At 72.7% G+C, this 25,384-nt stretch carries 28 protein-coding genes and 1 riboswitch; of the genes, 13 read left to right on the top strand and 15 right to left on the bottom strand.

What is annotated here, in order from left to right:
- Positions 1 to 29: 29 nt before the first annotated feature.
- On the bottom strand, positions 30 to 2,600 hold the full coding sequence (locus SCAB_RS37410) for an FtsX-like permease family protein (RefSeq protein WP_013005230.1): 2,571 nt from the start codon (positions 2,598 to 2,600) through the stop codon (positions 30 to 32).
- 4 nt (positions 2,601 to 2,604) lie between these two features.
- Positions 2,605 to 3,537 (bottom strand): ABC transporter ATP-binding protein, encoded by a 933-nt coding sequence (locus SCAB_RS37415; RefSeq protein WP_013005231.1) that lies wholly within the window; start codon positions 3,535 to 3,537, stop codon positions 2,605 to 2,607.
- Positions 3,538 to 3,756: 219 nt separating this feature from the next.
- On the opposite strand from SCAB_RS37415, the gene SCAB_RS37420 reads away from it, so the two are divergent.
- Both SCAB_RS37420 and SCAB_RS37425 read left to right on the top strand, forming a co-directional pair.
- Positions 3,757 to 3,996, top strand: a complete 240-nt coding sequence (locus tag SCAB_RS37420) for a toxin-antitoxin system HicB family antitoxin (protein WP_013005232.1) — start codon at positions 3,757 to 3,759, stop codon at positions 3,994 to 3,996.
- A gap of 4 nt (positions 3,997 to 4,000) precedes the next feature.
- Positions 4,001 to 4,375, top strand: a complete 375-nt coding sequence (locus SCAB_RS37425; protein ID WP_013005233.1) for a hypothetical protein — start codon at positions 4,001 to 4,003, stop codon at positions 4,373 to 4,375.
- Here SCAB_RS37425 and SCAB_RS37430 read toward each other — a convergent pair.
- On the bottom strand, positions 4,344 to 5,024 hold the full coding sequence (locus SCAB_RS37430; protein ID WP_013005234.1) for a class I SAM-dependent methyltransferase: 681 nt from the start codon (positions 5,022 to 5,024) through the stop codon (positions 4,344 to 4,346). The two genes, SCAB_RS37425 and SCAB_RS37430, sit on opposite strands and share 32 nt — an antisense overlap.
- A gap of 204 nt (positions 5,025 to 5,228) precedes the next feature.
- Positions 5,229 to 5,915 (bottom strand): esterase/lipase family protein, encoded by a 687-nt coding sequence (locus SCAB_RS37435; RefSeq protein WP_013005235.1) that lies wholly within the window; start codon positions 5,913 to 5,915, stop codon positions 5,229 to 5,231.
- Between the two features lie 109 nt (positions 5,916 to 6,024).
- Here SCAB_RS37435 and SCAB_RS37440 point away from each other — a divergent pair, with 109 nt between their 5' ends.
- Positions 6,025 to 8,238: a helix-turn-helix transcriptional regulator gene (locus SCAB_RS37440; protein ID WP_013005236.1), complete on the top strand. Its 2,214-nt coding sequence runs from the start codon at positions 6,025 to 6,027 to the stop codon at positions 8,236 to 8,238.
- A gap of 81 nt (positions 8,239 to 8,319) precedes the next feature.
- Here SCAB_RS37440 and bioD read toward each other — a convergent pair whose 3' ends face one another.
- Genes bioD through bioB form a run of 3 tightly spaced genes read right to left on the bottom strand, consistent with a single transcriptional unit; the run spans position 8,320 to position 11,568 of the window.
- Positions 8,320 to 9,039, bottom strand: a complete 720-nt coding sequence (gene bioD / locus SCAB_RS37445; RefSeq protein ID WP_013005237.1) for a dethiobiotin synthase — start codon at positions 9,037 to 9,039, stop codon at positions 8,320 to 8,322.
- Between the two features lie 14 nt (positions 9,040 to 9,053).
- Complete coding sequence (locus SCAB_RS37450) at positions 9,054 to 10,343, bottom strand: adenosylmethionine--8-amino-7-oxononanoate transaminase (protein ID WP_041670091.1); 1,290 nt, start codon at positions 10,341 to 10,343, stop codon at positions 9,054 to 9,056.
- Positions 10,336 to 11,568, bottom strand: a complete 1,233-nt coding sequence (gene bioB / locus SCAB_RS37455) for a biotin synthase BioB (protein WP_013005239.1) — start codon at positions 11,566 to 11,568, stop codon at positions 10,336 to 10,338. Before bioB ends, SCAB_RS37450 begins: the two co-directional genes overlap by 8 nt.
- Before the next feature lie 198 nt (positions 11,569 to 11,766).
- Here bioB and SCAB_RS37460 point away from each other — a divergent pair, with 198 nt between their 5' ends.
- The gene (locus SCAB_RS37460; protein ID WP_013005240.1) at positions 11,767 to 12,897 is read left to right on the top strand and encodes an 8-amino-7-oxononanoate synthase; all 1,131 of its coding nucleotides are present in this window, start codon (positions 11,767 to 11,769) and stop codon (positions 12,895 to 12,897) included.
- Positions 12,898 to 12,954: 57 nt separating this feature from the next.
- Here SCAB_RS37460 and SCAB_RS37465 read toward each other — a convergent pair whose 3' ends face one another.
- Positions 12,955 to 13,179 (bottom strand): DUF397 domain-containing protein, encoded by a 225-nt coding sequence (locus tag SCAB_RS37465; RefSeq protein WP_013005241.1) that lies wholly within the window; start codon positions 13,177 to 13,179, stop codon positions 12,955 to 12,957.
- A gap of 9 nt (positions 13,180 to 13,188) precedes the next feature.
- A complete protein-coding gene (locus tag SCAB_RS37470; RefSeq protein ID WP_013005242.1) occupies positions 13,189 to 14,049 on the bottom strand; it encodes a helix-turn-helix domain-containing protein in 861 nt (286 codons plus the stop codon).
- Between the two features lie 248 nt (positions 14,050 to 14,297).
- Here SCAB_RS37470 and SCAB_RS37475 point away from each other — a divergent pair, with 248 nt between their 5' ends.
- Positions 14,298 to 14,756 (top strand): ATP-binding protein, encoded by a 459-nt coding sequence (locus SCAB_RS37475; RefSeq protein WP_037727549.1) that lies wholly within the window; start codon positions 14,298 to 14,300, stop codon positions 14,754 to 14,756.
- Here the strand turns inward: SCAB_RS37475 and SCAB_RS37480 are convergent.
- From SCAB_RS37480 to SCAB_RS37500, 5 genes are all read right to left on the bottom strand, one after another.
- Entirely contained in the window at positions 14,728 to 15,285 is a 558-nt protein-coding gene (locus SCAB_RS37480; RefSeq protein WP_013005244.1) for a DUF6328 family protein, read from the bottom strand. The genes SCAB_RS37475 and SCAB_RS37480 overlap by 29 nt on opposite strands.
- Positions 15,286 to 15,362: 77 nt before the next feature.
- On the bottom strand, positions 15,363 to 15,836 hold the full coding sequence (locus SCAB_RS37485; protein WP_037727551.1) for a C40 family peptidase: 474 nt from the start codon (positions 15,834 to 15,836) through the stop codon (positions 15,363 to 15,365).
- 3 nt (positions 15,837 to 15,839) lie between these two features.
- A riboswitch (cyclic di-AMP (ydaO/yuaA leader) is annotated at positions 15,840 to 16,010 on the bottom strand.
- Positions 16,011 to 16,382: 372 nt separating this feature from the next.
- Complete coding sequence (locus tag SCAB_RS37490) at positions 16,383 to 16,700, bottom strand: hypothetical protein (protein ID WP_013005246.1); 318 nt, start codon at positions 16,698 to 16,700, stop codon at positions 16,383 to 16,385.
- A 7-nt stretch (positions 16,701 to 16,707) separates the two neighbouring features.
- Positions 16,708 to 17,205 (bottom strand): ClpP family protease, encoded by a 498-nt coding sequence (locus tag SCAB_RS37495; RefSeq protein ID WP_013005247.1) that lies wholly within the window; start codon positions 17,203 to 17,205, stop codon positions 16,708 to 16,710.
- A 199-nt stretch (positions 17,206 to 17,404) separates the two neighbouring features.
- Positions 17,405 to 17,785 (bottom strand): twin-arginine translocation signal domain-containing protein, encoded by a 381-nt coding sequence (locus tag SCAB_RS37500; protein ID WP_037727552.1) that lies wholly within the window; start codon positions 17,783 to 17,785, stop codon positions 17,405 to 17,407.
- 138 nt (positions 17,786 to 17,923) lie between these two features.
- Here SCAB_RS37500 and SCAB_RS37505 point away from each other — a divergent pair, with 138 nt between their 5' ends.
- Positions 17,924 to 18,202: a type II toxin-antitoxin system Phd/YefM family antitoxin gene (locus SCAB_RS37505; protein ID WP_013005250.1), complete on the top strand. Its 279-nt coding sequence runs from the start codon at positions 17,924 to 17,926 to the stop codon at positions 18,200 to 18,202.
- 100 nt (positions 18,203 to 18,302) lie between these two features.
- On the opposite strand, the gene SCAB_RS37510 is transcribed toward SCAB_RS37505, so the two are convergent.
- A complete protein-coding gene (locus tag SCAB_RS37510) occupies positions 18,303 to 19,400 on the bottom strand; it encodes a hypothetical protein (RefSeq protein ID WP_013005251.1) in 1,098 nt (365 codons plus the stop codon).
- A 177-nt stretch (positions 19,401 to 19,577) separates the two neighbouring features.
- On the opposite strand from SCAB_RS37510, the gene SCAB_RS37515 reads away from it, so the two are divergent.
- The 7 genes from SCAB_RS37515 (at position 19,578) to SCAB_RS37545 (ending at position 25,295) form a co-directional block, all read left to right on the top strand.
- The gene (locus SCAB_RS37515) at positions 19,578 to 20,207 is read left to right on the top strand and encodes a TetR/AcrR family transcriptional regulator (protein WP_013005252.1); all 630 of its coding nucleotides are present in this window, start codon (positions 19,578 to 19,580) and stop codon (positions 20,205 to 20,207) included.
- 233 nt (positions 20,208 to 20,440) lie between these two features.
- Complete coding sequence (locus SCAB_RS37520; RefSeq protein ID WP_037727756.1) at positions 20,441 to 20,743, top strand: urease subunit gamma; 303 nt, start codon at positions 20,441 to 20,443, stop codon at positions 20,741 to 20,743.
- A 43-nt stretch (positions 20,744 to 20,786) separates the two neighbouring features.
- Positions 20,787 to 21,098, top strand: a complete 312-nt coding sequence (locus SCAB_RS37525; RefSeq protein WP_037727758.1) for an urease subunit beta — start codon at positions 20,787 to 20,789, stop codon at positions 21,096 to 21,098.
- Positions 21,091 to 22,812 (top strand): urease subunit alpha, encoded by a 1,722-nt coding sequence (locus SCAB_RS37530; protein ID WP_037727555.1) that lies wholly within the window; start codon positions 21,091 to 21,093, stop codon positions 22,810 to 22,812. The genes SCAB_RS37525 and SCAB_RS37530 overlap by 8 nt, the downstream gene beginning before the upstream one ends.
- Positions 22,813 to 22,881: 69 nt before the next feature.
- Positions 22,882 to 23,556 carry an urease accessory protein UreF gene (locus SCAB_RS37535; RefSeq protein WP_013005256.1) on the top strand — a complete coding sequence of 225 codons (675 nt, stop codon included), beginning with the start codon at positions 22,882 to 22,884 and terminating at the stop codon, positions 23,554 to 23,556.
- 261 nt (positions 23,557 to 23,817) lie between these two features.
- The gene (ureG, locus tag SCAB_RS37540) at positions 23,818 to 24,501 is read left to right on the top strand and encodes an urease accessory protein UreG (protein WP_013005257.1); all 684 of its coding nucleotides are present in this window, start codon (positions 23,818 to 23,820) and stop codon (positions 24,499 to 24,501) included.
- The gene (locus SCAB_RS37545; protein WP_173403028.1) at positions 24,498 to 25,295 is read left to right on the top strand and encodes an urease accessory protein UreD; all 798 of its coding nucleotides are present in this window, start codon (positions 24,498 to 24,500) and stop codon (positions 25,293 to 25,295) included. Before ureG ends, SCAB_RS37545 begins: the two co-directional genes overlap by 4 nt.
- Positions 25,296 to 25,384 lie beyond the last annotated feature (89 nt).

Consider the following 25,384-nt stretch of genomic DNA (forward strand, 5'->3'; position numbering starts at 1 on the left):
TACGCGCGGGGCGCCCCCGGCGGGCGTTCTCACTCGTGGGCGATCGCGGCCAGGACGTTCATCCGGGACGCGCGCAGCGCGGGCAGCAGGGCCGCGACGACGCCGACGACCGCCGAGCCGATCACCACGGCCACGACCGTCCCCCACGGGATCGCCAGCTCCTTCATGCCCTGCAGCGCCAGCACCTGCTGGGCGCACACCCCCCAGATCAGCCCCAGGACGAGCCCGAGGACGGCACCGAACACGGCGATCACCACCGACTCCAGCCGGATCATGCGCCGCAGCTGTCGCCGTCCCAGCCCGATGGCGCGCAACAGGCCGATCTCCCGGGTGCGTTCGACCACCGACAGGGCGAGGGTGTTGACGACACCGAGGACCGCGATGACGATCGCCAGGCCGAGCAGCGCGTAGACGAGGTAGAGGAGCACGGCGATCTGGCCCCGGACGAGCTCCTTGTAGTCGGCCTGGTCGCGGACCTGGACCTGCGGGTAGGCCTCCAGGGTCCGCTCCAGGTTCCCGCGCAGTTCGTCGGCGCCGGTGCCCGGCCCGGCGTTCACGTACAGCGCGGAGTCCTGTCCGTCGGGCACGTACCGCTGGATCGTGGCCGTCCCGAAGTACAGCCCGCCCTGGACCCCGAAGCCGTCGGCGGTGTCCTGGTCGGTGAGGGCGGCCACCCGCAGCTCGGTGCTCCTCCCGGCAGGGAACCGGACGGGGATGGTGCTGCCCACCCGTACGTCGTGGTCCCGCGCGAACTCCGCGTCCATGGCGATGGCGCCGTCGCCGAGCGCGGCTTCGCTGTCGCCCTCGGCGTAGGTCACGTTCGCGATCTCGTCCAGCCGGTCGTCGTAGGCCGCGGCGGTCGTCTCGACGCGTTCGCCGTCCGGCAGCCGTACCGCGACCGGGGTGAACCGCTGCCGTACGACGAGGCCGACGCCGTCCGTGGCGCGGACCTTGTCGGTGACCTCCTGCGGGAACGGCAGGAAGTTCTGGTTCTGGATGACGAAGTCGGCGCCCAAAGTGTTGTCGATCTCGTCGTCGAAGGACTTGGCCATCGACGCGCTCGCCACGGACATGCCGGCGACGAGCGCGATGCCGACCATCAGCGCGGAGGCGGTGGCCCCGGTGCGGCGCGGGTTGCGCAGGGCGTTGCGCTGGCTCATCCGGCCGACGGAGCCGAACAGCGCCGGGAAGGCGCCGCCGAGGACCCGGATCACGGGCCGTACGAGCAGCGGTCCGGCGATCACGGTCGCGATCAGCGTGAGGACCAGGCCGAGACCGAGCAGGGACGCCGCGGAGCCCGTGTCGGACGACAGCGCGCACCCCGCGAGCGCGGCGGCACCGGCGGCTCCGACGATCCCGCCGGCCACGGCCCGAACCTTGAGCGGTCGCCCCACCCCGGCGATCTCGGCGTCGGACAGGGCCGCCATCGGCGAGACGGCCGAGGCCCGCCGCGCCGGCAGATAGGCGGCGACGAAGGTGACGCCGAGCCCGACGACGTACGCCGCGACCGGCGTCCCCACGCCGATCACCATCTCGGTCGACCTCAGGTTCATCCCGAAGGCGCCCATCAGTTCGATCAGCCCGAAGGCCAGCCCGATGCCGGCGGCGAGGCCGAGCGTCGCCCCGACGAGGCCGAGGAGCGCGGCCTCGACGAGCACCGAGCGCCGCACCTGGCGCCGGTCGGCGCCCAGCGCACGCAGCAGCCCCAGTTCGCGGGTGCGCTGGGCGATGAGCATCGAGAAGGTGTTCACGATGAGGAAGATCCCGACGAGGGTCGCGATCCCGGCAAAACCCAGCATCACGTACTTGATGACGTCGAGGAATCCGCCCAGCGAGGCGGCCGCCGACTCGGCCCGCTCGTCGGCGGTCAGGTACTCGTACGTCGTCGGCCCCAGCTCGTCGGCGATCCGCCGCTTGAGCCGGTCGTCGCTCACGCCCGGCTCGGCGGTCACGGAGACGCCGGTGGCGGCGCCGGGGTCGCCCAGCAGCCGGGTCTGGGCCGTTCGGGTGTCGAGGTAGACGAGCGCGGCGCCCGGGTTGGTGGTGGTGAAGGTGGCGATGCCGACGACCCGCACCTCGAAGGAGCCCGGCCGGGCGAGCACCGTCAGGGTGTCGCCGATCTCCACGCCCTTGTTCTTCGCGGTGTCCGCGTCGAGCAACGCCTGGCCGTCGCCTTGTGGCGCGTGCCCGCTCGTCAGCTTCACCGGGCTGCGGTCGGTGGGGCGCCAGTTCCTGGCGACGGTGGGGGCGCCCGTGGTCGGCCCCACGGACTCGTTGTCGCTGTCGACGACCGTGACGTTGTCGACGGACGCGTCGATCCGGGCGTCCGCCACGCCGTCGATCCCCGCGACCCGCCGCGCGAGCGAGGCGGGCACGGTCTCGACGGCCCCGGTCGGCAGCTGCCCCGTCAGCTCGTCGTCCTTCGGGCCCACGGTCACGTCGGCCGAGGTGGAGGCGAACAGCCGGTCGAAGGTGCGGGCGACCGTGTCCGAGAAGATCAGGCTGCCCGCGACGAACGCCACGGACAGGACGACCGCCAGCGCCGAGAGCAGCAGCCGCCCCTTGTGTGCGAGGAAACTCCGCAGGGTCGCCTTCAGCACGGCCTCAGTCGCCCTTGCCGAAGTCGACGGACCGATCGACGGACCGATCGACGGACCGATCGACGGACCGATCAACGGACCCCTCGACGGATCCGGGGGCCGACCCCTCCGCGCCCCCGTCCACCGCGGCGGTTGCGGCGGCGGTCCCGGCCGCCGCCTGCGGCTTGGCTCCGGAGAACAGGCGCATGCGCTCCAGGACGGCCTCGGCCGTCGGGCGCTCCATCCGGTCCACGATCCGCCCGTCCGCGAGGTAGAGCACCAGGTCGGAGTGGGCGGCGGCGCCCGGGTCGTGGGTGACCATGACGACCGTCTGGCCCAGCCGGTCGACCGCCTCGCGCAGGAAGCCGAGCACTTCGAGCCCGGCGCGGGAGTCGAGGTTGCCGGTCGGCTCGTCGGCGAAGATCAGCTCGGGCCGGGAGGCGAGCGCGCGGGCACAGGCGACGCGCTGCTGCTGCCCGCCGGAGAGCTGCGAGGGCCGGTGCCTCAGCCGGTCGCGCAGCCCGAGCGTGTCGATGACCCGGTCGAGCCACTGCTGGTCGGGTTTCCGGCCCGCGATGTCCATCGGCAGCGTGATGTTCTCGGCCGCGTTCAGCGTGGGGATCAGGTTGAAGGACTGGAACATGAAGCCGATCCGGTCCCGGCGCAACCGGGTCAGATCGCGTTCCCTGAGCCGGGTGATCTCGGTGTCCCCGAGCCACACCTGCCCGGCCGAGACGGTGTCGAGCCCCGCGAGGCAGTGCATCAGCGTGGACTTCCCCGAGCCCGAGGGGCCCATCACGGCGGTGAAACGGCCGCGCGCGATGTCCACGTCGACCGAGTCGAGGGCGAGCACCGCGGTCTCGCCCGAGCCGTACGCCTTCGTCAGGCCCCGGGCGCGGGCGGCGACGGCGTCGGCTTCCGCGCGGCCGAGGGGGTGCTCAGCGGCAGCAGTGGACAAAACGGCCTCCAGGCTCGAACCAGTTCGAATTCCGGGCGCTTCGGGCCGAGCCTAGTGTGATGTGGGGCACAGCAGGAATCCCCCCGAAGTCCGAGGCGGTCTCCGTCGCAGGTCGGGTTCCCGATCTGTGTGTAAGGGGCACGCAAGGAGGGCCCTTAGGGGTGGTGCCGGAGGAAGGCGCCCTTGCCACCGCTAGCACTCCGGCGCTAGCGTCGATTCATGGCCAAGACCCAGCTGAACGTCCGGGTGGACGAGGACACGGCCCGGGCCGCCCGTGAACGAGCCCTGGAGCGCGGGATGAGTGTGAACCGGTACATCGAGGAACTGGTCCGGCAGGACACCGGCGAGGCGGGCCACACCTTCGTCGAGTCCGCCGCCGACTTCATGAAGCAGTACGAGGCGGTCTTCGCCGAGGAGTTCGGCGCCGATCCCGAGGGCCGGCGCGAGGGACGTCACTGATCCCTTGAGTCAGCTCAGAATCGACCTCGCCTGGCTCCTCATGGTCGCCGAACGCAAGACGCCCGGAGACCCACAGGTCGCCGACTGGGGCGCACTCGTCGCGGCCGTCGCCCGGCACGAGGCCGAGATCTTCGGGGTCCCCGTCTACGACACCCCGCACGCCCGGGCCGCCGCCCTCCTCCAGGTCCTGATGCACGTCCCGGCGCTGGAGCGCTCCAACGCGCTGTTCGCCTCCGCCGTCGCCTACGGCTACCTCGTGGCCAGCGGCGTCAAGGTCGTCACCTCCGCCGAGCAGGTGCGTGAACTCGCCCGGCTGGTCAAGAGCGGCGAGGCCACCGTGCAGGACATCACGCGGGAGCTGCGCCAGTGGAGTCTGTGACGCCGGGCCGCCGGGCCCGGCCCAGCACGCAGTAGGAGCTGGGCAGCCGCGGCCCCCGCTCGGGCACCAGGACCTCCCGGACCGCCCCGGTCTCGAACCCGGCGGCCCGGATCACGGCGACCGGGTCGCGGGACACATGGCAGCCGCCGAACAACAGGGGCCACACCGTGCCGTCCAGCGCCCGCTGCGCCGTCCGCATCACGCGTCCGCCGCCCCGGCCGTGCTCGAAGAACCGCAGCTCACCGCCGGGACGCAGCACCCGCCGCACCTCGCTCAGCGAGCGCCGTACGTCCCGCACGCTGCACAGCACCAGCGACACGACGGCCGCGTCGAACGCCTCGCTCTTGACCGGCAGCGCCTCCGCCGCGCCCGGCACCACGTCCACCGGCACCTCGGCGCGCAGGGCGGACTCCAGGGCCAACCGCCGCAGGGAGTGCTCCGGTTCGATCGCCACGACCTCCGACACCGCGTTCGGGTAGCGCGCGAAGTTCAGTCCGTTCCCGGCGCCGATCTCGATGACCCGCCCCGACAGCCCCGCCAGCAACTCGTCGCGCAGGGGGCCGATCCTCGGCTCCGCCGACACGCTCAGCCGGGCGTAGAACCGGGCGAAGAGAGGGTGGTGCACGGCGTCCGTCGTCGCGCGGGCCATGAGGACCTCCCGAAGAGAACGGCAGATACCGTGATTGTCCCCCCGGAAGTATCGGCTCACCCGTCACGACCGGGACGGCCGGCCGTGGAAGGGGGCCGCCGGTCGTGAAGGGGGCGGAAACGGCTCACCCGCCGCGTGTCCCAGGGGAGGGGACCACGCGACGGGCGCGGGGGAACGCGGCACGCGGTGCCGGCCGCCGGAAGGTCAGGCGATGAAGGCCCGGACCTGGTTGTAGATGCCCTTGTCGTTGTTCATGTCGTTGTGCGAGACACAGCCGACCTCGACGTTGGTCGCGCCGCTCAGGATCGCGGAGGTGTCCGGGGTGAGCGCGTCGTCGCAGTTCGACCAGTAGCTGGCGTACGACACGCTGCCCGGCGTCTCGTCGCCGGAGTTCAGCGCGGTCAGGAACGAGCTGCCGGTGTACATCTCGCCGCAGGACGTGTAGAGCCACCGGCACCAACCGGCCACCGTCGTCCCGTGGTTCACACCGGCCGCGGAGACGAAGTCGTCCACGTACGCCGTCCCGCCGAGGTTCTTGAGGTAGTACCGGGAGCTGAGCGCGCCCATCGAGTGGACGACCACGTCGACCTTGGCGGCGCCGGTCGCGGCCCGCACGCTCTCGATCTTGGTCTTGAGCTGCGCGGCCGTCGTGACGTTGGACTGACCCCAGTCGTAGGACCAGGAGTACAGCTCCGCGGACGTGTAGCCGTCGGCCTTGAAGTACGCGATCCAGTCGTCCCAGCTGCTGGACGAACTGCTCAGACCGTGCACGAAGACCACGGGGTTGCGGGTCGCGGCCTGAGCGGAGGTCGCGGAGAAGGAGAGCGACAGAAGGAGCGTGGTGGTCACGGTCGCGAGGGCCGTGGCGATACGGCGCATGCGGCGCTGCATGGTGCCTCCTGAAACGGGTGGGGTTCGTCTGGAGTGTCAGCGGGGTCTACGCGCGCCGCATCGGCGAAATCGCCGGTCTTTACTGGCCGGTTAACTCGCAAGTAACGTGATGGGTGTGGTGACCCCGGTGAATCCCCCACGACTTCCGCATCGCTCGCCACCGCCCCCCACGCGCACGCGGCCGAGCCCGGACCCAGCGTCGGCCGCCGCGCCCGCGCCGTCCGAGGGCGTGCGCGTACGCCTGCTGCACGCCGCCCACGGCGATCCGCGCGCGGCCGCGGAACTCGCCGCTGTCCTGACCCCGCGTCAGCTCACGGGCCTCGACCCGCTCCCCGCCGAACCGCTGGCGCTGGCCCCCGCCCTGCTGCGCGGCCATCGACGGGACGTACGGGCGCTGCCCGACGACACCCGCTTCCTGCTGCTCCTCGCGGCCGCCGACCAGTACCCGGTCGCCACGCACGCCTACGCGCGGGCCGTCACCGCGGCCCGGCTCGACACCCGCCCCCTGGACACGGCGGAGGCGGCTGGTCTCGCGCACGCCACGGCCCACGGCATCGTCTTCCAGGACGCCTGGATCCGTGTCGCCGTGTACGAGTCCGCGTCCATGGCCGACCGGCGCGAGGCCCACCGTCTGCTCGCCGCCGTCCTCAGCGGCGAGGGCGAGCGCCCCGGCCGCTCCTGGCACCGGGCCGCCGCCGCGCTCGGCCCCAGCCGCCGCCTCGCCGCCGAACTCCGCCTGGCGGCACGGGTGGCACGTGCCATCGGTGACCCGGCGCTCGCCTCCGCGCTCGCCGAACGCGCCGCCGCACTCACCCCCGAACCCGCCGAACGCGCGCCCCTGCTCGCCCGGGCAGCCGCCGAGGCATGGCGGTCCGGCGACGGCGACCGGGCCCGCCGGCTCGTCACCGCCACGGACGACGACGCCCTCGCGGGACTGCTCGCCCTGCGCGCCGGAAACGCGGCCGAGGCCTTCGACGCCCTGCTCACCGCCACCGTCCGGCACGTCGGCGACCACACCCGGGACAGGGCCGCCCACCTGCTGGCACGCGCCACCGAGGCCGCCATCTACACCGGGGACCTGCGCCGCTGCCGGGAGGCCGCCGCCGTCGCCGACGGGCTCGGCATCGTGCCGCCCAGCACCCTCGGCGCACTCGCCGCCGCGTTCGAGGGCCGCTACGAGGACGCCCGGGACGTGCTCGAAGCCGCCGCCGGGCGCTGCGGTCCCGGTGGCGACCCCACCCAGCTCATCCACGCCGGGATCGCCGCCCTCCTCCTCGGCGACCACACCCGCGCCTACACCGCCACCGTCCGCGCCGCCGCCTCCGCCCGGGCCGGGGGCGAGATGGTGACCGTGCCGCAGGCCATGGAGTTCCGGGCCTACGCGGAGTTCTGGACCGGACGGCCGAGGGCTGCCGAGGCCGCCGCCGTGGACGCCCTGCGCCAGGCGTACGCCACCGGGCAGGACAACGGCGCCTGCCATCTCCAGGCCGCCCTCGCGATGTTCGCGGCCGTCACCGGGGACGAGCAGGTGTGCCGGGAGCGCGCCGAGGCCGCCCGTGTGCACGCCCTGGAACGCGGGCTCGGACTGCCCGCCGCGCTCGCCATGTTCGCCCTCGCCTTCCTCGACCTGAGCACCGGCCGGTACGCCGCCTCGGCGGCCCGTCTGCGCGCCCTGGCCGGCTTCGGCCCCGGGCACGGGCACCGGGCCGTGAGGCACCTCGCCACCCCGCACTACGTCGAGGCGGCCGTCCGCACCGGCGACACCCGGGTGGCGCGCGCCGCGCACGCCGACTACGACCGCTGGGCCCGTACCGTCCGCAGCGCCGACGACCTCGCCCTCAGCGCCCGCTGCCGGGCGCTGCTCGCCACCGGGGAGGCAGCCGTGGAGCACTACCGCGCGGCGCTCGACCTGCACGCCTCCGGCACCCGCGACTTCGAACGCGCCCGTACGGAACTGCTGTTCGGCAGTGCCCTGCGGCGGTTGCGCAACCGCACCGAGGCCCGCGACCGGCTGCACAGCGCCCTGGAGGCCTTCGACCACTTCGGCTCGCCGCACTGCGCGGCCCAGGCCCGCGCGGAACTCCGGGCCCTCGGGGAGCGCGCGGCCGCGGTGCCGGCCGCGGAGGCCCTGGCGTCCGTCCTCACCGCCCAGCAGTTGATGATCGCCCGCATGGCGGCGGAGGGTGCGACGAACCGGGAGATCGCCGCGCGGCTGCTGCTCAGCCCGCGCACGATCGACCACCATCTGCGGGGGGTGTTCTCGCGGCTGGGGATCCGGTCGAGGATCGAGCTGGTGAGACTGCTGGGGGAGACGGAGAGCTGAGAGCGGCGGCGCGCCCCACAGGGGCGCGCCGAACTGCGCGACCAGCCACGACGTACCCGCGGAAGACCCGCCACGGGACCTCTACGGCGCGGCCTCGCCGGCGCTGAAGGACACCGCGTCCCACACCCCGCCCAGCGCCGGCGCCAGCCAGCCCCCGGCCGCCGCCCGGAAGGCAGCCGGGGGCAGCCCCCCGGCCCCCGCGGGCACCGCCCCCACCAGCGGCGCAGCCGCGACCACGGGCAGATCCGCCAGGTTGCACCGCGACGCCAGGTCCGGGACCTCGGGCCAGCTGCCGATCACGACACCCGCCAGCTCCACTTCCCGCACGGCGAGTTCGCGGGCCGTCAGCTCGGTCGTGTTCAGCGTGCCCAGCCCGGCGGAGGCGACGAGCAGCACCGGCGCGCCGAGCAGCCGTGCCGTGTCCGCCAGGGTGCCGCCCGTCTCGTCGAAGCGGACGAGGAGGCCGCCCGCGCCCTCCACCAGCACCAGGTCGTGGTCGGCCGCCAGCTTCGCCGCCGCCTCGGCGACGTCCTCGGGGTGCACCGCGGGAAGCCCGGCGCGCCGGGCGGCGGTCGCCGGGGCCAACGGCTCCGGATAGCGGGCGAGTTCGCGGACCGTCACGGCGCCCGCGAGCCGGGCCACCTCGTCCGCGTCCCCGCGCTCGTCCGGCCGTACACCGGTCTGCGCGGGCTTGAGGACGGCCACGGACCGGCCGGACGCCAGGGCCACCGCCGCGACGGCCGCCGTGGTGACCGTCTTGCCGACCTCCGTACCCGTCCCCGTGACCACCAGGACCGTCATGTCATCCCTCTCCGTCATCCCGCCGTCGCCGCCGCGCGCACCGCGCGCGCGATCCGTGCCACGTCCTCGTCGCCCGTGACATAGGGAGGCATCGTGTAGACGAGGTCGCGGAACGGCCGCAGCCACACGCCCTCGCGCACCGCGGCGGCCGTGGCGGCGGCCATGTCCACCGGGTGGTCGAGCTGGACGACCCCGATCGCGCCGAGGACCCGGACGTCCTTCACCCCCGGCAGCTCCCGCGCGGGCGCCAGCCCGTCCCGCAGCCCCGTCTCGATCCGCTTGACCTCCGCGAGCCAGTCCTGACCGAGCAGCAGCTCGATCGAGGCACAGGCGACGGAGGCCGCCAGCGGGTTGCCCATGAAGGTGGGCCCGTGGGCCAGCACGGGCACCTCGCCCCGCGAGATCCCCTCGGCCACCCCGGCGGTGCACAGGGCCGCCGCCAGGGTCAGGTAACCGCCGGTCAGCGCCTTGCCGACGCACATCACATCCGGTGTCACCGCCGCGTGGTCCGCCGCGAACAGAGCGCCCGTACGGCCGAACCCGGTCGCGATCTCGTCGAAGACCAGCAGCACGTCGTGCGCGTCGCACGCCTCGCGCAGCACCCGCAGATACGCGGGGGAGTGGAAGCGCATCCCACCCGCCCCCTGCACCACGGGCTCCACGATCACGGCGGCCAGTTCGTCGGCGTGCCGCTCGACCGCCGCGCGCAGCGACTGCGCGTACGCCTCGTCGAACTCGGCCGGCGGCGGGTCCACGAACACCTGGTGGGGCAGGACGCCCTGCCACAACTCGTGCATCCCGCCCTCGGGGTCGCACACGGACATCGGCTGCCAGGTGTCGCCGTGGTAGCCGCCGCGCCAGGTCAGCAGGCGCCGCTTGGCGGGGCGGCCGAGCGAACGCCAGTACTGCAGGCACATCTTGACCGCGACCTCGACGGAGACCGACCCCGAGTCGGCCAGGAACACGTGCTCCAGACCGTCGGGCGACAGGTCGACGAGGTGCTTCGCCAGCCGGACGGCGGGCTCGTGGGTGAGCCCGCCGAACATGACGTGACTCATCCGGCCGAGCTGCTCGCGGGCCGCCTCGTTGAGCACCGGGTGGTTGTAGCCGTGGATGGCCGACCACCAGGACGACATGCCGTCCACCAGCTCGCCCGAGCCGTCCGCGAGCTTCAGCCGGACCCCGCTCGCCGACTCCACGACGAGCGGTGCCTGCCGGCCCGGCATGGGCCCGTACGGGTGCCACACATGCCGCCGGTCGAGGTCCAGCAGCTCCGCCACGCCCAGACCGGACGGCTCAGGCATTGGGCGCGAGGTCGGTTCCGGCACCCCGACGGCGTACCGCGACCAGGTCCGTCCGCGCCTCGCCGGCCAGGGCCGTGGCGGCGACGGACCCGCAGGGGCCGCCCTCCGCGTGCGATCCGCAGCCCGCGCCGGCGCTCTCGTGCGCCCCGCAGCCGCCCCCCTCGTGCGACCCGCACCCGGCGCTCTCCCCGGACCCGCACGCCCCGCCCGCGGTGACCGCGGCCCGGTGCTCCGGCAGGGTGACCTGGTCGGTGCCCTCCACCTCGAAGCCGGCGTCCGCGATCATCTCCAGGTCGGCCTTGCCCGCCTGGCCCTCACTGGTGAGGTAGTCGCCCAGGAAGATCGAGTTGGCCAGGTGCAGCGCGAGCGGCTGCATCGTGCGCAGGTGGACCTCGCGCCCGCCCGCGATCCGCACCTCGCTGTCCGGGCAGACGAACCGCACCATCGCCAGGATCCGCAGACAGCGCTGCGGGGTCAGGTTCCACTCCTTGGCGAGCGGGGTGCCCTCGAACGGGATCAGGAAGTTGACCGGCACCGAGTCCGGGTCCAGCTCACGGAGGGAGAAGACGACGTCGACCAGGTCCTCGTCGCTCTCGCCCATGCCCGCGATCAGCCCCGAGCAGGCCGACAGACCCGCCGCGTGCGCCTTGCGGACCGTGTCCACCCGGTCGGCGTACGTGTGCGTCGTCGTGATCTCGCCGTACGTCGCCTCGGACGTGTTCAGGTTGTGGTTGTAGGCGTCCGCGCCCGCCTCGCGCAGGCGTTCGGCCTGCCCGTCGGAGAGCAGACCGAGACAGGCGCACACCTCGACGCCCTCGTTCTGGTCCTTGATCGTCTTGATGGTGTCGGAGACCCGGTCCACGTCCCGGTCGGTCGGGCCGCGCCCGGACGCCACCAGACAGACCCGCTTCGCGCCCCCGGCGAGCCCGGCCGCCGCTGCCTTGGACGCCTCGTCGGGCTTGAGCCAGCTGTACTTGAGGATGCCGGCGGTCGAGCCGAGCCGCTGCGAGCAGTAGGAGCAGTCCTCGGGGCAGAGACCGGACTTGAGGTTGACCAGATAGTTCAGTTTCACCCGGCGCCCGAACCAGTGCCGGCGTACCTTCCCGGCCGCGGCCACCACGTCCAGCAGTTCGTCGTCGGAGGTGCCGAGGACGGCGAGCGCCTCGGCACGGCTCAGCGGCTCGCGCCGGAGCCCCTTGTCCACCAGCGTGTTCAGCAGGTCCATGAGAGCCGATCCTGTCCTACGGGACCGCTTGCGGCCAAGGATGGTTCGGACAACAGAGTGGGATCGACGTGTGGGTATCACCACATCGTGGGCGGCTGGTCGGCCCGTTAGTGTCTGTGCACTGCCTACAAAAGCTCCCGCCGTGCCGTCCACCGCGGCACCGGCGCCGAGGGCTGCCCACACCACCGCGGAGGACCCATGGCGTTCGGCTGGATCGACGAGCAGGCCTCCGCACGCCGCCGGGCCGGGCTCGTCCGCACCCTGCGCGCCCGGCCGGCCGACTCCCCGCTCCTCGACCTCGCGAGCAACGACTACCTCGGTCTGGCCCGGCACCCCGAGATCACCGAGGGCGCCGCCCAGGCCGCCCGCCGCTGGGGCGGCGGGGCCACCGGATCCCGGCTGGTCACCGGCACCACCGAACTCCACGGCGAACTGGAACGGGAACTGGCCGACTTCTGCGGCTTCGAGGCCGCGCTCGTCTTCTCCTCCGGCTACGCCGCCAATCTCGCCGCCGTCACCGCGCTCGCCCCCCACGGCTCCCTGATCGTCTCGGACGCGGGCAACCACGCCTCCCTCATCGACGGCTGCCGGCTGGCCCGCGGCACCACGCAGGTCGTCGCGCACGCCGATCCCGACGCCGTCCGCAAGGCGCTCGGCACGGCCGCAGCGGGGACCGCCCTGGCCGTGTCCGACACGGTCTTCTCCGTGGACGGCGACGCCGCCCCGCTGGCCGGACTCGCCGCGGCCTGCCGGGAGTACGGCGCCGGGCTCGTCGTGGACGACGCGCACGGCCTCGGTGTCCTGGGTGACGGGGGCCGGGGCGCACCGCACGCGGCGGGCCTCGCGGGTGCCCCCGACGTCGTCGTGACCCTCACGCTCTCCAAGTCGCTCGGCAGCCAGGGCGGAGCGGTCCTCGGTCCGGCGGCCGTCATCGACCACCTGGTCAACGCGGCCCGTACCTTCATCTTCGACACGGGTCTCGCCCCGGCCGCGACCGGCGCGGCGCTCGCCGCGCTGCGGCTGCTGCGCCGCCGGCCCGAGCGGGCCGCGCGCGCCCGTGAGGTGGCGAGGGAGCTGCACACACGGCTGACGGCGTCGGGCCATGAAGCGGTGCGGCCCGACGCCGCCGTGGTGTCCGTGCGAGCGCCGTCGCCGGATCAGGCGCTGCGGTGGGCGGCGGACTGCCGGGCGGCGGGTCTCGCCGTCGGCTGTTTCCGCCCGCCGTCCGTGCCCGACGGCGTCTCGCGGCTGCGGCTGACCGCCCGTGCGGATCTCACGCACGAGCAGATCGGCCGGGCCGTGCGGATCATCGGCGACACGCGACCGTGAGTCGGCGTCCCGGCCGTGCGTCGCCGAGAACGGAATCCTGAACGCTGTCGGTGTCGGTCACCGCAGTGTGGTGATGAATCCCTCCCAGGCGTCGGGGTCGAACAGCAGGGCGGGCCCCGCCGTGTTCTTCGAGTCGCGTACGGCCACCAGCCCGGCCCAGCGGCCGGACCCCGGACGGGCCGTCTCGACACAGTTGTTCATCCCGGTGCTGCGGCTGCTGCGCAGCCATCGCACCTCGTGCAGGTCGGTACTTGCGGGGACGTTCCGAGGCAGTGCGGACATGGTGCCTCCTTACGCGCCGGCGGCTAGCCCGGCGAGGTAATCCAACGAGTCCTCGGGCGAAAGGGCGTGGATCTGAAGGGCGTTGAAGGCCTCGACATACGCCTTGAGGTCTTCTTTCCGTTCGAGGTAGAGGCTACTCGTCAAGTGGTCGAGAACAACCACATCCAGATCGGACGTGCTCCTAAATGAGAAAATTACGAAAGGACCCGTGACGCCGACATGCGCCCCGGCAGTGAACGGGAGCACCTGCAGTCTCACTTGGGGCAGCCGCGCCGCCTCGACCAGACGCACCAGCTGCCGTGCCATGACCTCGGGTCCGCCCACCTCGCGCCGGAGAACGCTCTCGTCGAGCACGGCGCTCAGCCTCATCGGCGGGTTCCCGCACAGCACCTTCTGCCGCGCGAGCCGCACCTCCACGAGCGCGTCGAGCTTGTCGTCCTCCAGGCCCTCCACCGCGGCCCGCGTCACCGCCCGCGCGTACTCGGGGATCTGCAGCAGTCCGGGCACCACCGAGGTCTCCAGCGTGCGCATGCCCCCGGCCTGCGACTCCAGGCTGATGAAGTCCCGGTACGCCGGAGGAAGTACGCCCCGGTACGCGTGCCACCAGTTGTGCCGCCCGCCGCCGTCCTCGGAGCCGGCGAGGGCCAGCAGGAGTTCCCGTAACTCGGTGTCGTCGATCCCGTACGCGTCCAGGAGCTTGCGGACGTCCGCGGGTTTGACCCCACTGGAGCCCGTCTCGATCCGGCTCACCTTGGACTGGTGCCAGCCCACCCGACGGGCCGCCTCGATGCTCGTGAGCGCGGAACGGGTGCGCAGGACACGCAACTCGGCACCGAGCTTGCGGCGGCGCACCGCCGGACCGTACTGCATGGGATTCTCCTTCCGCCCGGCGAGCGACGTCGGGGTGACGACAGAGGATGGACCAAGGGCCCACCCAAATACGTTCGGCCGTCGGATAGTTCACCGCTTCGAGCGACAGATATATGCACATCTTGGTGGATCGCCGCCCGTGACGGCCCAGGTAGTGGCAGTCTGGCGCGAAGCACCAGTCCGGGACCGCAGTCGAACCATCCGCTCCCCTGTCGGACACCGGTCCCGTGGGAAAGGGACGCCTCGCCATGGCAGATCACCTGGAAGCATCCGTCACTCTGCCGAGCGATCCCGCCTCGGTGTCCGCAGCCCGGAACTACGTCGCCGTCGTGCTCGCCGAATGGGGCCTGCCGGGTGACTCGGGCACCGCGGACACCGTGCGCCTGATCGTGTCCGAACTCGCCACCAACGCCGTCCAGCACACGTCGGGCCTGTCTCCCACCTTCACCGTGGACATCGCGCTCGACCGGGACGAACAGCTGCGCATCGGCGTCACCGACAGCCATCCGCGCTTTCCCAGACGCCTGCCGGCCGCCGTCCAGCAGGACAACGGCCGGGGCATGGTCATCATCCGGTGGCTGACCGCGGAGTGCGGCGGCAGACTGAGCGTCAGACCCACGCGGGAGGGCGGCAAGACGGTGGCGATCGAACTTCCCTGGACGGTTCCCGTCCGGCCGGTCACCGCGGGTGGTCCGCCGGAGACCTGACCGGGTGGTTCTCCCGTCCGACCGGTGGCGACGGCGGCGGCGTGGCGCCACGGCCGGAGGCGCGGCCCACCAGCTTCGGGAGCAGACCCCACAGGAGGAGGCACGCCAGGAGGGTGCCCGATCCGGCGACGATCCCGGCCGTCCGGCCGAGCGTCACGTCCACGACGAGCAGGACGGAACCGGTGAAGGCCGGCATCAGCACGATCATCCCCGCGGTGGCCAGCCGGGACGAGACCCGGACGATGGCGGGCTTGGCGTTCTGCTGGAAGAGCGAGCGGTGCAGGGCGGCCGGGGCGGTGAAGAGGGTCGCCGCGAGAACCGCGAGCAACAGGGTGGTCACGTAGGTGACACGCTGGAACGTGTCCAGATCCGGAAAGCGTGGCGTGAAGGCCAACGTCAGCAGGAACGCGAAGAGGATCTGCACTCCGGTCTGCGTCACCCGCAGCTCCTGGAGCAACTCGGAGAAATTGCGGTCCGCGCGTTCGAGGGGCGTCTCGTTGCGCGCGGTGCCGGTGGGTACGTCGGCCATGACCGGACGGGTAACCACATGGGTACGACATACGCCGGCGGGGGGCGGCGGACAGCTCCACCGCCCCCGGCGGTGGGTCAGCGGACCCGGCCGTACCAGACGCTCTTCGTCCAGATCTTCTGCAGCCGGACGACGTCACCCGTCTTCGGCGAGTGCCAGAGCTTTCCCTTCCCCGCGTAGATACCGACGTGATAGACGTTCGAGCCCGAGTGGAAGAAGACGAGGTCTCCGAGCTTGCGGCTGCTCGCGGAGATGTGCTTCGTCTTGTTGTACTGCTGCTGGGCAGTACGGGGCAGCTTCTTGCCCGCCTTCTTGAACGAGTAGAGCGTCAGCCCCGAGCAGTCGAACCTGCCCGGACCCACGGCGCCGTACTTGTAAGGGGAGCCCTTCTTGGAAGCCGCGACCTTGAGTGCCTTCGACGCCACCGTGGCGGCCTCGGCGCCGGATGCGGCGCCCGGGACCACGATGCTGCCGCCGACGGCGGCGATGGTCAGAGCCGAGGCCGTACCGGCCCGGGTCAACAGCGACGGGACACGATTCAGCGCAGACATGCGCAACCCTTCGTCAGCCGCCTGTGAAGGATGACCTGTCGGATTCGGGCTGGCGAAGTTGCCCGGCCGCTGACGCGGCTTCACCCCAAGGGCTGCTCGGCCCGGTCATGGCGTGACCGTTCCGGCGACCCGTCGTGCTTGGGTCCTCCACTCCTGCCGATGCAATCCTGTCGACCGGTCATCAGGGCGGCGGCAGGACTCGGCGTCCACCCGGATCGCCCCGCCGCTGCGGCGGGGGCTTGTCGTCAGGAAGGGATCTTGGCGTACTCAAGTGCGAAAATCCCAACGGAAACGGGGATTTGTGGTCTTACTCACCACTCGCCCGTTCGGGTGGACAGGGTGATTTCCCTCGTTGTGTCCCACTGGTCGAGGAGGTCCGCACCAGCACCGGAATGCTGTACTCCGCCCATGTACCAGGCATCTTGCGCAACTTCACAGGTCCTCACGACGTATGGGCCGATGGGTCGGTCGCGGTAGGCCGACCGGAGGGCGCCGAGCCGGAACCGGACGCCCCGTCAGTAGTACGGAGCGCGACAGGCGATCGGTTCAGGCCGGCGAGTCCTCCGCCTCCGGCGGCAGCGCCACCCGTCCGGCGCGGCGCTCCCCGTCCAGGACGCGCAGCGCCCGCGCGAGCGTCGGCGCGTGCACCTCGCTCTCCCCGCGCTTGTGCATCAGTTCGAGCGCGTCGCGCAGGGCGGTCGCCTTCGAGACCAGCGCCTGTGCCGCACGCAACCCGCGATAGGTATCGCCCGGACGGGCCGGATTGATCCGGCCGATCAGGTCCAGCACGTCCAGGTAACGGTCGATCAGCTCCGCCTCGGCGCGGGTGAGCGCGGGCAGTGGCGGCAGCTCCGGGGGCAGCATCCGCGCCTCACCTCGCCCCGGGGAACGGGGGCGAGGGGGGTGTGACATCGGTCCTGCGGCTTTGGACAACCCGGTCTGCCAGGCCGTACGCCACCGCCGCCTCGGCGTCGAGGAACGTGTCCCGCTCGATGTCGGCACCGATCCGCTCCGGGCTCCGCCCCGTGTGCCGGACGAGCATCTCCTCCATGGTCCGGCGGTGGCGCGTCAACTCCTCGGCCCGGATCGCCGGATCACCGGCCTGCCCCTCGACCGGGTCGGCCATGGCCGGCTGGTGGATCAGTGCGCGGGCCCCCGGCAGCATCGACCGCTTGCCCGGTGTGCCCGCGGCCGGCAGCACCGCGGCGGCCGACCCCGCCTGCCCCGGGCAGACCGTCTCCACGTCACAGGTGACGAACCGGTTCGTGTCGTAGAGCGCGGTCATCGCGGTGAGCGTCCGGTACCCCGCGCCGGTGCGCTCGGTGAACTCGGGCAGCACATGGCGGGCGGACGGTGGGCGCTCGGGCATGGATGTGCCTCCTCTGATCGACTTCCGTAAAAAATGTACAGGACGTACGTAGTGCGGAGGAGAGGACCGCGATCGGCCGAGAGCGAAAAGACCCAGCCGACGGTGCGGGGTGCCGCCGATGGTGAGAGTGCCGTGGAAAGTGGGAGATCCCCGCGCAGCGAGGCTTCGCGGGGATCTCGGGTGGGCCGTGTCCGGCCGGTCAGTTCAGTGGTGCGGGAGCCGGGGTCCCGTAGAAGGTGACGGGCGGCCAGCCGCGGGCGGCGGCGAGCGTGTTCAGGGCTTCCGCGACGTCGAGCGCGGTAATCCGCTGGGCGGCCGGCGCCTCCGTCGTGCCGACGCTGAAACCGATCGTCAGTTCCGTCATCTCGGTACCGGGCATCCGGACCGTGCCGCTGAACCGGGTGCCGTCCGGGAAGTCGGCGGCGGCCGACGACCTGCTGTCGGTGTCGGTGTCGGCGCCGGTGGCCGTCTTCGCGCTCACCGCCGTCGCCTCCTGGGTGGTGGCGTTCGTCGTGAGGACCGCCCCTGCCGCCGCCGATCCCGAGTACCCGAGCAGTGACCGCCTGGAAAGACCGGACATCGTTCCCCCTGTGTCTGGTTGTCATGAACGCCTCCTGCCGGAGGTGGAGCCCGATCGTACGAAGGGGGCGATCGCCCTGGGCCAGAATCGGATCTTCCGCTCCGGGCGGTGAGGAAGCCCCGGTCTAAGCTGGATTCCATGGCCTACGAGATTCCGGTGACGCAAGCCAGGGCTGAGCTCGCCGAACTGATCAACCGCGTGGTCTACGGCGGCGAGCGCGTCGTCGTGACACGCCACGGCAAGCCCCTCGTCGCCCTGGTCTCCGCAGCCGACCTGGAACAGCTCGAATCCCTCCAGGAGCCCACGGACGAGCCGGTGATCAGCTCCGTCTCCCGCGTCCGCGAGGTCGCGCCGACGGCCAGGGAGCAGCAGAGGTTCGGCATGACGGCCGAGCGCCGGGGGACGGGGGCGTCCTAGCGGGCGTGTGGGGCGGGGGCACGAAGGCCGTGCGCCCCCGTCCGCTACAGCGGGGGCGCACGGCCGGTCCTGGTGGTGGCCGGGGTCGGCCTCGGACGGGTCAGCCGGCCGGGACCGGGGCGGGGGCCGGCTCGGTGGCGGTCCGCTCGGCGGGCTTCGGGGCACGCCTGAGCAGGTGACCCAGCAGGACGGCCGTCAGGCCGAAGGCCGCCCAGGCGGTCAGGACGAGGGCCGGGGCGAGGGCGGCCGCACCGTCGAAGAAGGACACCGAGCGCAGCAGCGACACACCCGCACCCGGCGGGAGGAGCCGGCCGAGGGCGCCCGCCGGTTCGGGCAGCAGCTGGGGCGCGGTGGCGGCGCCCGCGAAGGGGTTGCCGACGAAGACGATCAGCAGGGCGCCCAGGCCCATGCCCGGCTTGCCGAGCAGGGAGGCGAATCCGGCCACGGTGCCGCCGACGGCCAGTGTCGTCAGGCTCAGCACGCCGGCCTCGGCCCACCAGTGACCGCCGAGCACGCCCAGCCAGCTCTCCGTGATCGCGGTGGCGGCGAGCCCGACCAGCACGGCGGCTCCGACCAGCGCACCGGCCGCACGCCCCCGGCGCAGACCGAGCAGGGTGACCATGGCACCGGAGGCGGTACCCGCCAGGGCCAGCGGCAGCACGCCGGCACCGAAGGCCGCCCCCCGCGGGTCGTTCGGCGAGGTGGCCACCACATCGGTGATCGCGACCCGGACCCCCTCCTCGGCGGCCTGCTGGGTCACGGCCTGCTGCAGCAACTGGGCCACCATCGGGCTCGCCGCCGAGGCGGTGAGCAGCTTCGGCCCCGCCTGGGTGACGACCACCGCGCCGTATACGGTCCGGTCCTCGATCGCCTCCCGCGCGGCCGTCTCGTCGGCGTAGCGGTGGATCTCGAAGGCGCCCTCCCGGTGCGCCAGTTGCTTCTCGACCTGGGTGACCGCGGTGGCCGGACCGGCCACACCGAGCGGCAGGTCGCGTGGTGCGGTCCGGGCGTTGGGCCACGCGAAGGCCCACAGTGCGAGAGCCGCGACCAGCGGGATCAGGACGATGACGGCGGCCATACGGCGGTTCGGGGGTACCGAGTGGGCCGGGGCCGACGTGCCGACGGCGGTGGCGGGGGTGGTGCCTGCGCCTGTGTCGGTGGCCTTGGCCGCGGTGGATGCTGCGGACGGGGCGGACATGGTTCTCCTCGGTGGGGAGTAAGGGGTGGGCGGGGTAGTCGCCGCGGCGGTTGCTCGGCGACAGGGCGGCGGTGGTGCTGGGCCGCTAAAAAGAAGGAGCGTTCGTTTTTCTTGGCTTCACCATCCTCCCGGCGTCGCGTCTTGTCAAGAAGGAACGTTCGTTTTACGTTGGGCGCCATGCCCCGCGTATCCCAGGAGCGTCTCGACGCCCGCCGCCGCCAGATCCTCGACGCCGCCGCCCGCTGCTTCGCCCGCAACGGCTTCCACGCCACCTCGATGCAGGACGTGCTGAAGGAGGCCGACCTCTCCGCCGGGGCGGTCTACCGCTACTTCAGCGGCAAGGAAGAACTGATCGCGGCGATCGTCGGCGAGGTCCTCGACGATGTCCGCAGCGCGTTCGAGGATGCGGCGCTGCAGGGTCCGCCCCCGCCGCCGGACGTCCTGCTCGGCGCCGTGCTGCGCCGCATCCTGCACCGGCAGCCGACGCTCGGGGAGGCGGGGGAGTCCCTGTACCCGAAGCTGATGGTGCAGGTGTGGGCCGAGACGCTGCGCAATGCCGAACTGCACGCGATCCTCGCCGAGGGCTTCGCCCAGGTCCGCAGCCCCTGGATCAGGATCGTCGAGGCGTACCAGGACGCCGGGATGATGCGGGCGGACATCCCCGCCGTCAGCGTGGCACGCACGATGGTCGCGCTGGCCCAGGGTTTCGCGGCCCAGAACGCGCTGTTCGGTGACGTACCGGTCCAGGTGTTGGAGCTGGGCGTGAAGGCCCTGATGAGCATGGAGGTCAGGGGCGACGGCGGCTGAGCGGGGGCCGGGGCGGGACAACGGGAGGCGCCTGGGAGTGACGGGAGCGGAACATGGGCGGGGGTGGTCGGCCGGCCCGGCGCACGGCGGGGCGTGGCCCACGGAGATCACGGCCCGGTTAACGTCGTCGAAACGCCGTCCGATTAGCCTGCGGCCACGCCACCAGCGAATTTGCCCGGTGGCGAGGCAACCGGACCCCGCACGGTCCGGAGCGAGGATGTGAGGTGGACGCCGTGCAACTGACCCCGCACGAGCAGGAGAGGCTGCTGATCCATGTGGCGGCCGACGTGGCGGAGAAGCGCCGGGCCCGCGGGCTCAAGCTGAACCACCCCGAGGCCGTGGCGCTCATCACCGCTCACCTCCTCGAAGGCGCCCGGGACGGCCGCACCGTGGCCGAACTGATGGCGTCCGGGCGGAAGTTGCTCACCCGGGACGACGTCATGGAGGGCATCCCGGAGATGATCCACGACGTCCAGGTCGAGGCGACCTTCCCGGACGGCACCAAGCTCGTCACCGTCCACGACCCGATCGTCTGAGAGGGCCGCGATGTCCACGACCCGCGCCTCCGAGGAGACCGCGATGATTCCCGGCGAGATCCTCTTCGCTTCCGGCCCGATCGTCTACAACGAGGGCCGTGAGGTCACCCGGCTCACCGTCCTCAACGCCGCCGACCGGCCCGTGCAGGTCGGCTCCCACTACCACTTCGCCGAGGCCAACCCGGGCCTGGAGTTCGACCGCGCGGCCGCGCGCGGGAAGCGGCTGAACGTAGCCGCCGGCACCGCCGTGCGCTTCGAGCCCGGGATCCCGGCCGAGGTGGAACTCGTACCCCTCGCCGGCGCCCGTGTCGTGCCCGGACTGCGCGGGGAGACCGGAGGTGCCCTCGATGCCTGAGATCTCGCGTGCCGCGTACGCCGACCTGTTCGGCCCCACCACCGGTGACCGCATCCGGCTCGCCGACACCGATCTGCTCGTCGAGATCGAGGAGGACCGCAGCGGCGGGCCCGGACTCGCCGGCGACGAGGCGGTGTTCGGCGGTGGCAAGGTCATTCGCGAATCCATGGGCCAGGCCCGGGCCACGCGCGCGGAAGGCACCCCGGACACCGTTGTCACGGGCGCGGTGATCATCGACCACTGGGGCGTCGTGAAGGCCGACATCGGCATCCGCGACGGCCGGATCACCGGTATCGGCAAGGCCGGCAACCCCGACACGATGGACGGCGTCCACCCCGACCTGGTCATCGGCCCCGAGACGGAGATCATCGCGGGCAACGGGCGGATCGTCACCGCCGGAGCGATCGACGCCCACGTCCACTTCATCTGCCCGCAGATCGCCGACGAGGCCCTGTCGTCCGGTGTCACGACCCTCGTCGGCGGCGGCACGGGACCGGCGGAGGGCTCGAAGGCCACGACCGTCACCCCCGGCCCCTGGCACCTGGCCCGGATGATGGAGGCGATGGAGGCGTACCCGCTCAACATCGGCTTCCTCGGCAAGGGCAACACCGTCTCCCACGAGGCGATGCTGTCCCAGATCCGCGGCGGCGCCCTCGGCCTCAAGCTGCACGAGGACTGGGGCTCGACCCCGGCCGTCATCGACGCCTCGCTGACCGTCGCCGAACGGACGGGCATCCAGGTCGCCATCCACACGGACACGCTGAACGAGGCCGGGTTCGTCGGTGACACGCTCGCCGCGATCGCCGGACGCGGTATCCACGCGTACCACACCGAGGGCGCCGGCGGCGGACACGCGCCCGACATCATGACCGTGGTGTCCGAGCCGCACGTGCTGCCCAGTTCCACCAACCCGACCCGGCCCTACACCGTCAACACCGCCGAGGAACACCTCGACATGCTGATGGTCTGCCACCACCTGAACGCGGCCGTGCCGGAGGACCTGGCGTTCGCCGAGTCCCGCATCCGGCCGTCCACCATCGGTGCCGAGGACATACTGCACGACCTGGGCGCCATCTCGATCATCTCCTCGGACGCGCAGGCCATGGGGCGGGTGGGCGAGGTCATCCTGCGCACCTGGCAGACCGCCCACGTGATGAAGCGGCGGCGGGGCGCGCTGCCCGGTGACGGCCGTGCGGACAACCACCGCGTACGCCGTTACGTCGCCAAGTACACGATCAACCCCGCCCTCGCGCAGGGGCTGGCCCGTGAGATCGGCTCGGTCGAGACGGGCAAACTGGCCGACCTGGTCCTGTGGGAGCCCGCGTTCTTCGGCGTCAAGCCCCAGCTCGTGATCAAGGGCGGACAGATCGCCTACGCGCAGATGGGCGACGCGAACGCCTCCATCCCGACGCCGCAGCCCATCCTTCCGCGCCCGATGTTCGGGGCCATCGGGCGGGCGCCCGCCTCGAACTCGTTCAACTTCGTGGCGCCGCTCGCCGTCGAGGACGGCTTGCCGGAGCGGCTGTCGCTGGGGAAGCGGTTCGTCGCCATCGAGTCGACCCGCGGGGTCACCAAGGCCGACATGCGCGAGAACGACGCGCGGCCGGAGGTGCGTATCGACCCGGACAGTTTCGCCGTGCACATCGACGGGGAGCTGGTCGAGGCCGCACCGGCTGCCGAACTGCCCATGGCACAGCGGTACTTCCTCTTCTGATGGCCGGGGTGGTGCACGGGATGCGATGCCGGACCTTCGGGGTGCGACGTCCGAGGAGAGGGGGCCGCGATGTCTAGGGCCGCACTGCTCGTCCTGGCCGACGGCCGGTTCCCCGCCGGAGGGCACGCGCACTCCGGCGGGGCCGAGGCGGCGGTCAAGGCCGGGCTGATCACCGGGGCGGAGGGGCTGGAGGCCTTCTGCCGGGGGCGGTTGCACACGGCCGGGCTGGTGGCGGCCGGGCTGGCCGCCGCCGCCGCGCTCGGCGTGGATCCGGCGGACCTGGACGCGGCCGCGGACGCCCGGACGCCGTCCGTCGCCCTGCGGGGTGCTTCACGGAAGCTGGGGCGGCAGTTGATGCGGGCGGCGCGGGCGACCTGGCCGTCGGCGGAACTGGACGCGCTGGCGCGGGAGTTCCCCAAGGGGGCGCACCAGCCGGTGGTGCTGGGGGTGGTGGCCAGGGCGGCCGGGCTGGGGGCGGACGACGCGGCGTACTGCTCGGCGTACGAGAGTGTGAGCGGGGCGGCGAGTGCGGTGGTGCGGTTGCTGAGTCTCGATCCGTTCGACGCGACCGGGGTGTTGGCGCGGTTGGCTCCCGAGCTGGATGTGGTGGTGGGGGAGGCGGTGGACGCGGCTCGGGGGGTGGGGCGGGCGGGGGTGGAGTGTCTGCCGGCGGCGTCCGGGCCGCTGTTGGAGATCGGGGCGGAGGTTCATGCGGGGTGGTCCGTGCGGCTGTTCGCTTCCTGAGTTTCCTCGCCCCCGCCGCCCCTACCCGTCCCATCCTTGAGGGGCTGCGCCCCTCGCCCCCGTACGTCCGCCCGGTGGGGCTTCTCGCGCAGTTCCCCGCGCCCCTGAAAAGCAGGGGCTGCGCCCCGAGCTTTTCAGGCCCGCAGGGGCCTGATGTTTTTGGGGGCGCGGGGAACTGCGCGAGAAGCCTCATCGGACCCGCACCCGCCCCACGACCGTCGCACCACCCCAATTCCGCGACCCACGGCCAAGGAGCCACCCATGCATCTCGACCACTCCCACACCCACGACGGCCCCGCCGCACTCGGCGCTGACGCGCGGCGGCCCGACGGGACCCGGCGGGCCCTGCGGATCGGGCTCGGCGGGCCCGTCGGGTCCGGCAAGACCGCCACCGTCGCCGCGCTCTGCCGCGCGCTGCGGGACGAACTGTCGCTCGCGGTCGTGACCAACGACATCTATACGCGCGAGGACGCCGAGTTCCTGCTGCGCGAGGCGGTACTGCCGCCCGAGCGGATCACCGCCGTGGAGACGGGCGCGTGCCCGCACACGGCGATCCGGGACGACATCTCCGCGAACCTGGAGGCGGTGGAGGACCTGGAGGACGAGGTCGGGCCGCTCGACCTCATCCTCGTCGAGTCCGGCGGCGACAACCTCACCGCCACCTTCTCCCGGGGCCTCGTCGACGCGCAGGTCTTCGTCATCGACGTGGCCGGCGGGGACGACATCCCGCGCAAGGGCGGCCCCGGCGTCACCACCGCCGACCTGCTCGTCGTCAACAAGACGGACCTCGCGCCGTACGTGGGTTCCGACCTCGCCCGGATGGCCGCGGACGCGAAGGCGCAGCGGGCCGAACTGCCGGTGGTGTTCCAGTCGCTGCGCACCGAGGCGGGCGTCACGGACGTCGCCGACTGGGTGCGCGGGAAGCTCGCGACGTGGACGGCATGACGTCGGCCCCCGGCGCCGCCGTGGGGAGGGCCCGCGGGACGACGGGCGTCAGCGCCACCGCCCGGCTCACGGCCCGCGCCGACGGGCGGGGCGGCACCGCCCTGCCCGTACTGGAGAGCGACGGGCCCCTGGCCCTGCGCCGTACGCGGGGGAGCGGTGACGAGGCCCGGGTCATGCTGGTCGGGGCCATGAGCGGGCCGCTCGGCGGGGACCGGTTCGCCGTCGAGGCGGAGGTCGGCGCCGGGGCACGGCTGCACGTCGGGTCGGCCGCCGCGACGATCGCGCTGCCCGGCCAGGCCAAGGGCGAGGCCCACTACGGTGTACGCATCGAGGTCGCCGCCGGAGGCGAACTGCGCTGGCTGCCCGAGCAGTTGATCTCGGCGAAGGGCAGCGACCTGTACGTGTCGACGCGGGTGGAACTCTCCGAGGGCGCGCGGCTGGTGTTCCGGGAGGAGCAGGTGCTCGGCCGGTCCGGGGAGGAGCCCGGGCGGCTCACCAGCCGGCTCGGTGTGTGGTCGGGCGGGCGGCCGTTGCTCGACCAGCAGGTGTCCTGTGGGCCGGGGGCTCCTGGTGGCTGGGACGGGCCCGCCGTGCTGGGCGGGCACCGGGCGTTGGGGCAACTCCTGGTCGTACGGCCGGAGTTCGCCGAGCGGGCGCCCGGGCCGCGAGTGCTGGGGGAGACCGCCGCGCTCACCCCGCTCGCCGGGCCGGCCGTGCTCGTCAGCGCCCTCGCACCCGACGCGCTGAGGCTGCGGCGCGTCCTCGACGACGCCCTGGCCGAACTGGACGGCTGAGGAGCGGCGGACCGGATCCGCGCTCATCCGCTGAACGGGACTTTCCGCACCGGTTATCGGATTAGTAAAGAACTGTTCCGGCCTCTGTT

It is taken from the genome of Streptomyces scabiei 87.22 (assembly GCF_000091305.1).
GTDB classification, from domain to species: domain Bacteria; phylum Actinomycetota; class Actinomycetes; order Streptomycetales; family Streptomycetaceae; genus Streptomyces; species Streptomyces scabiei.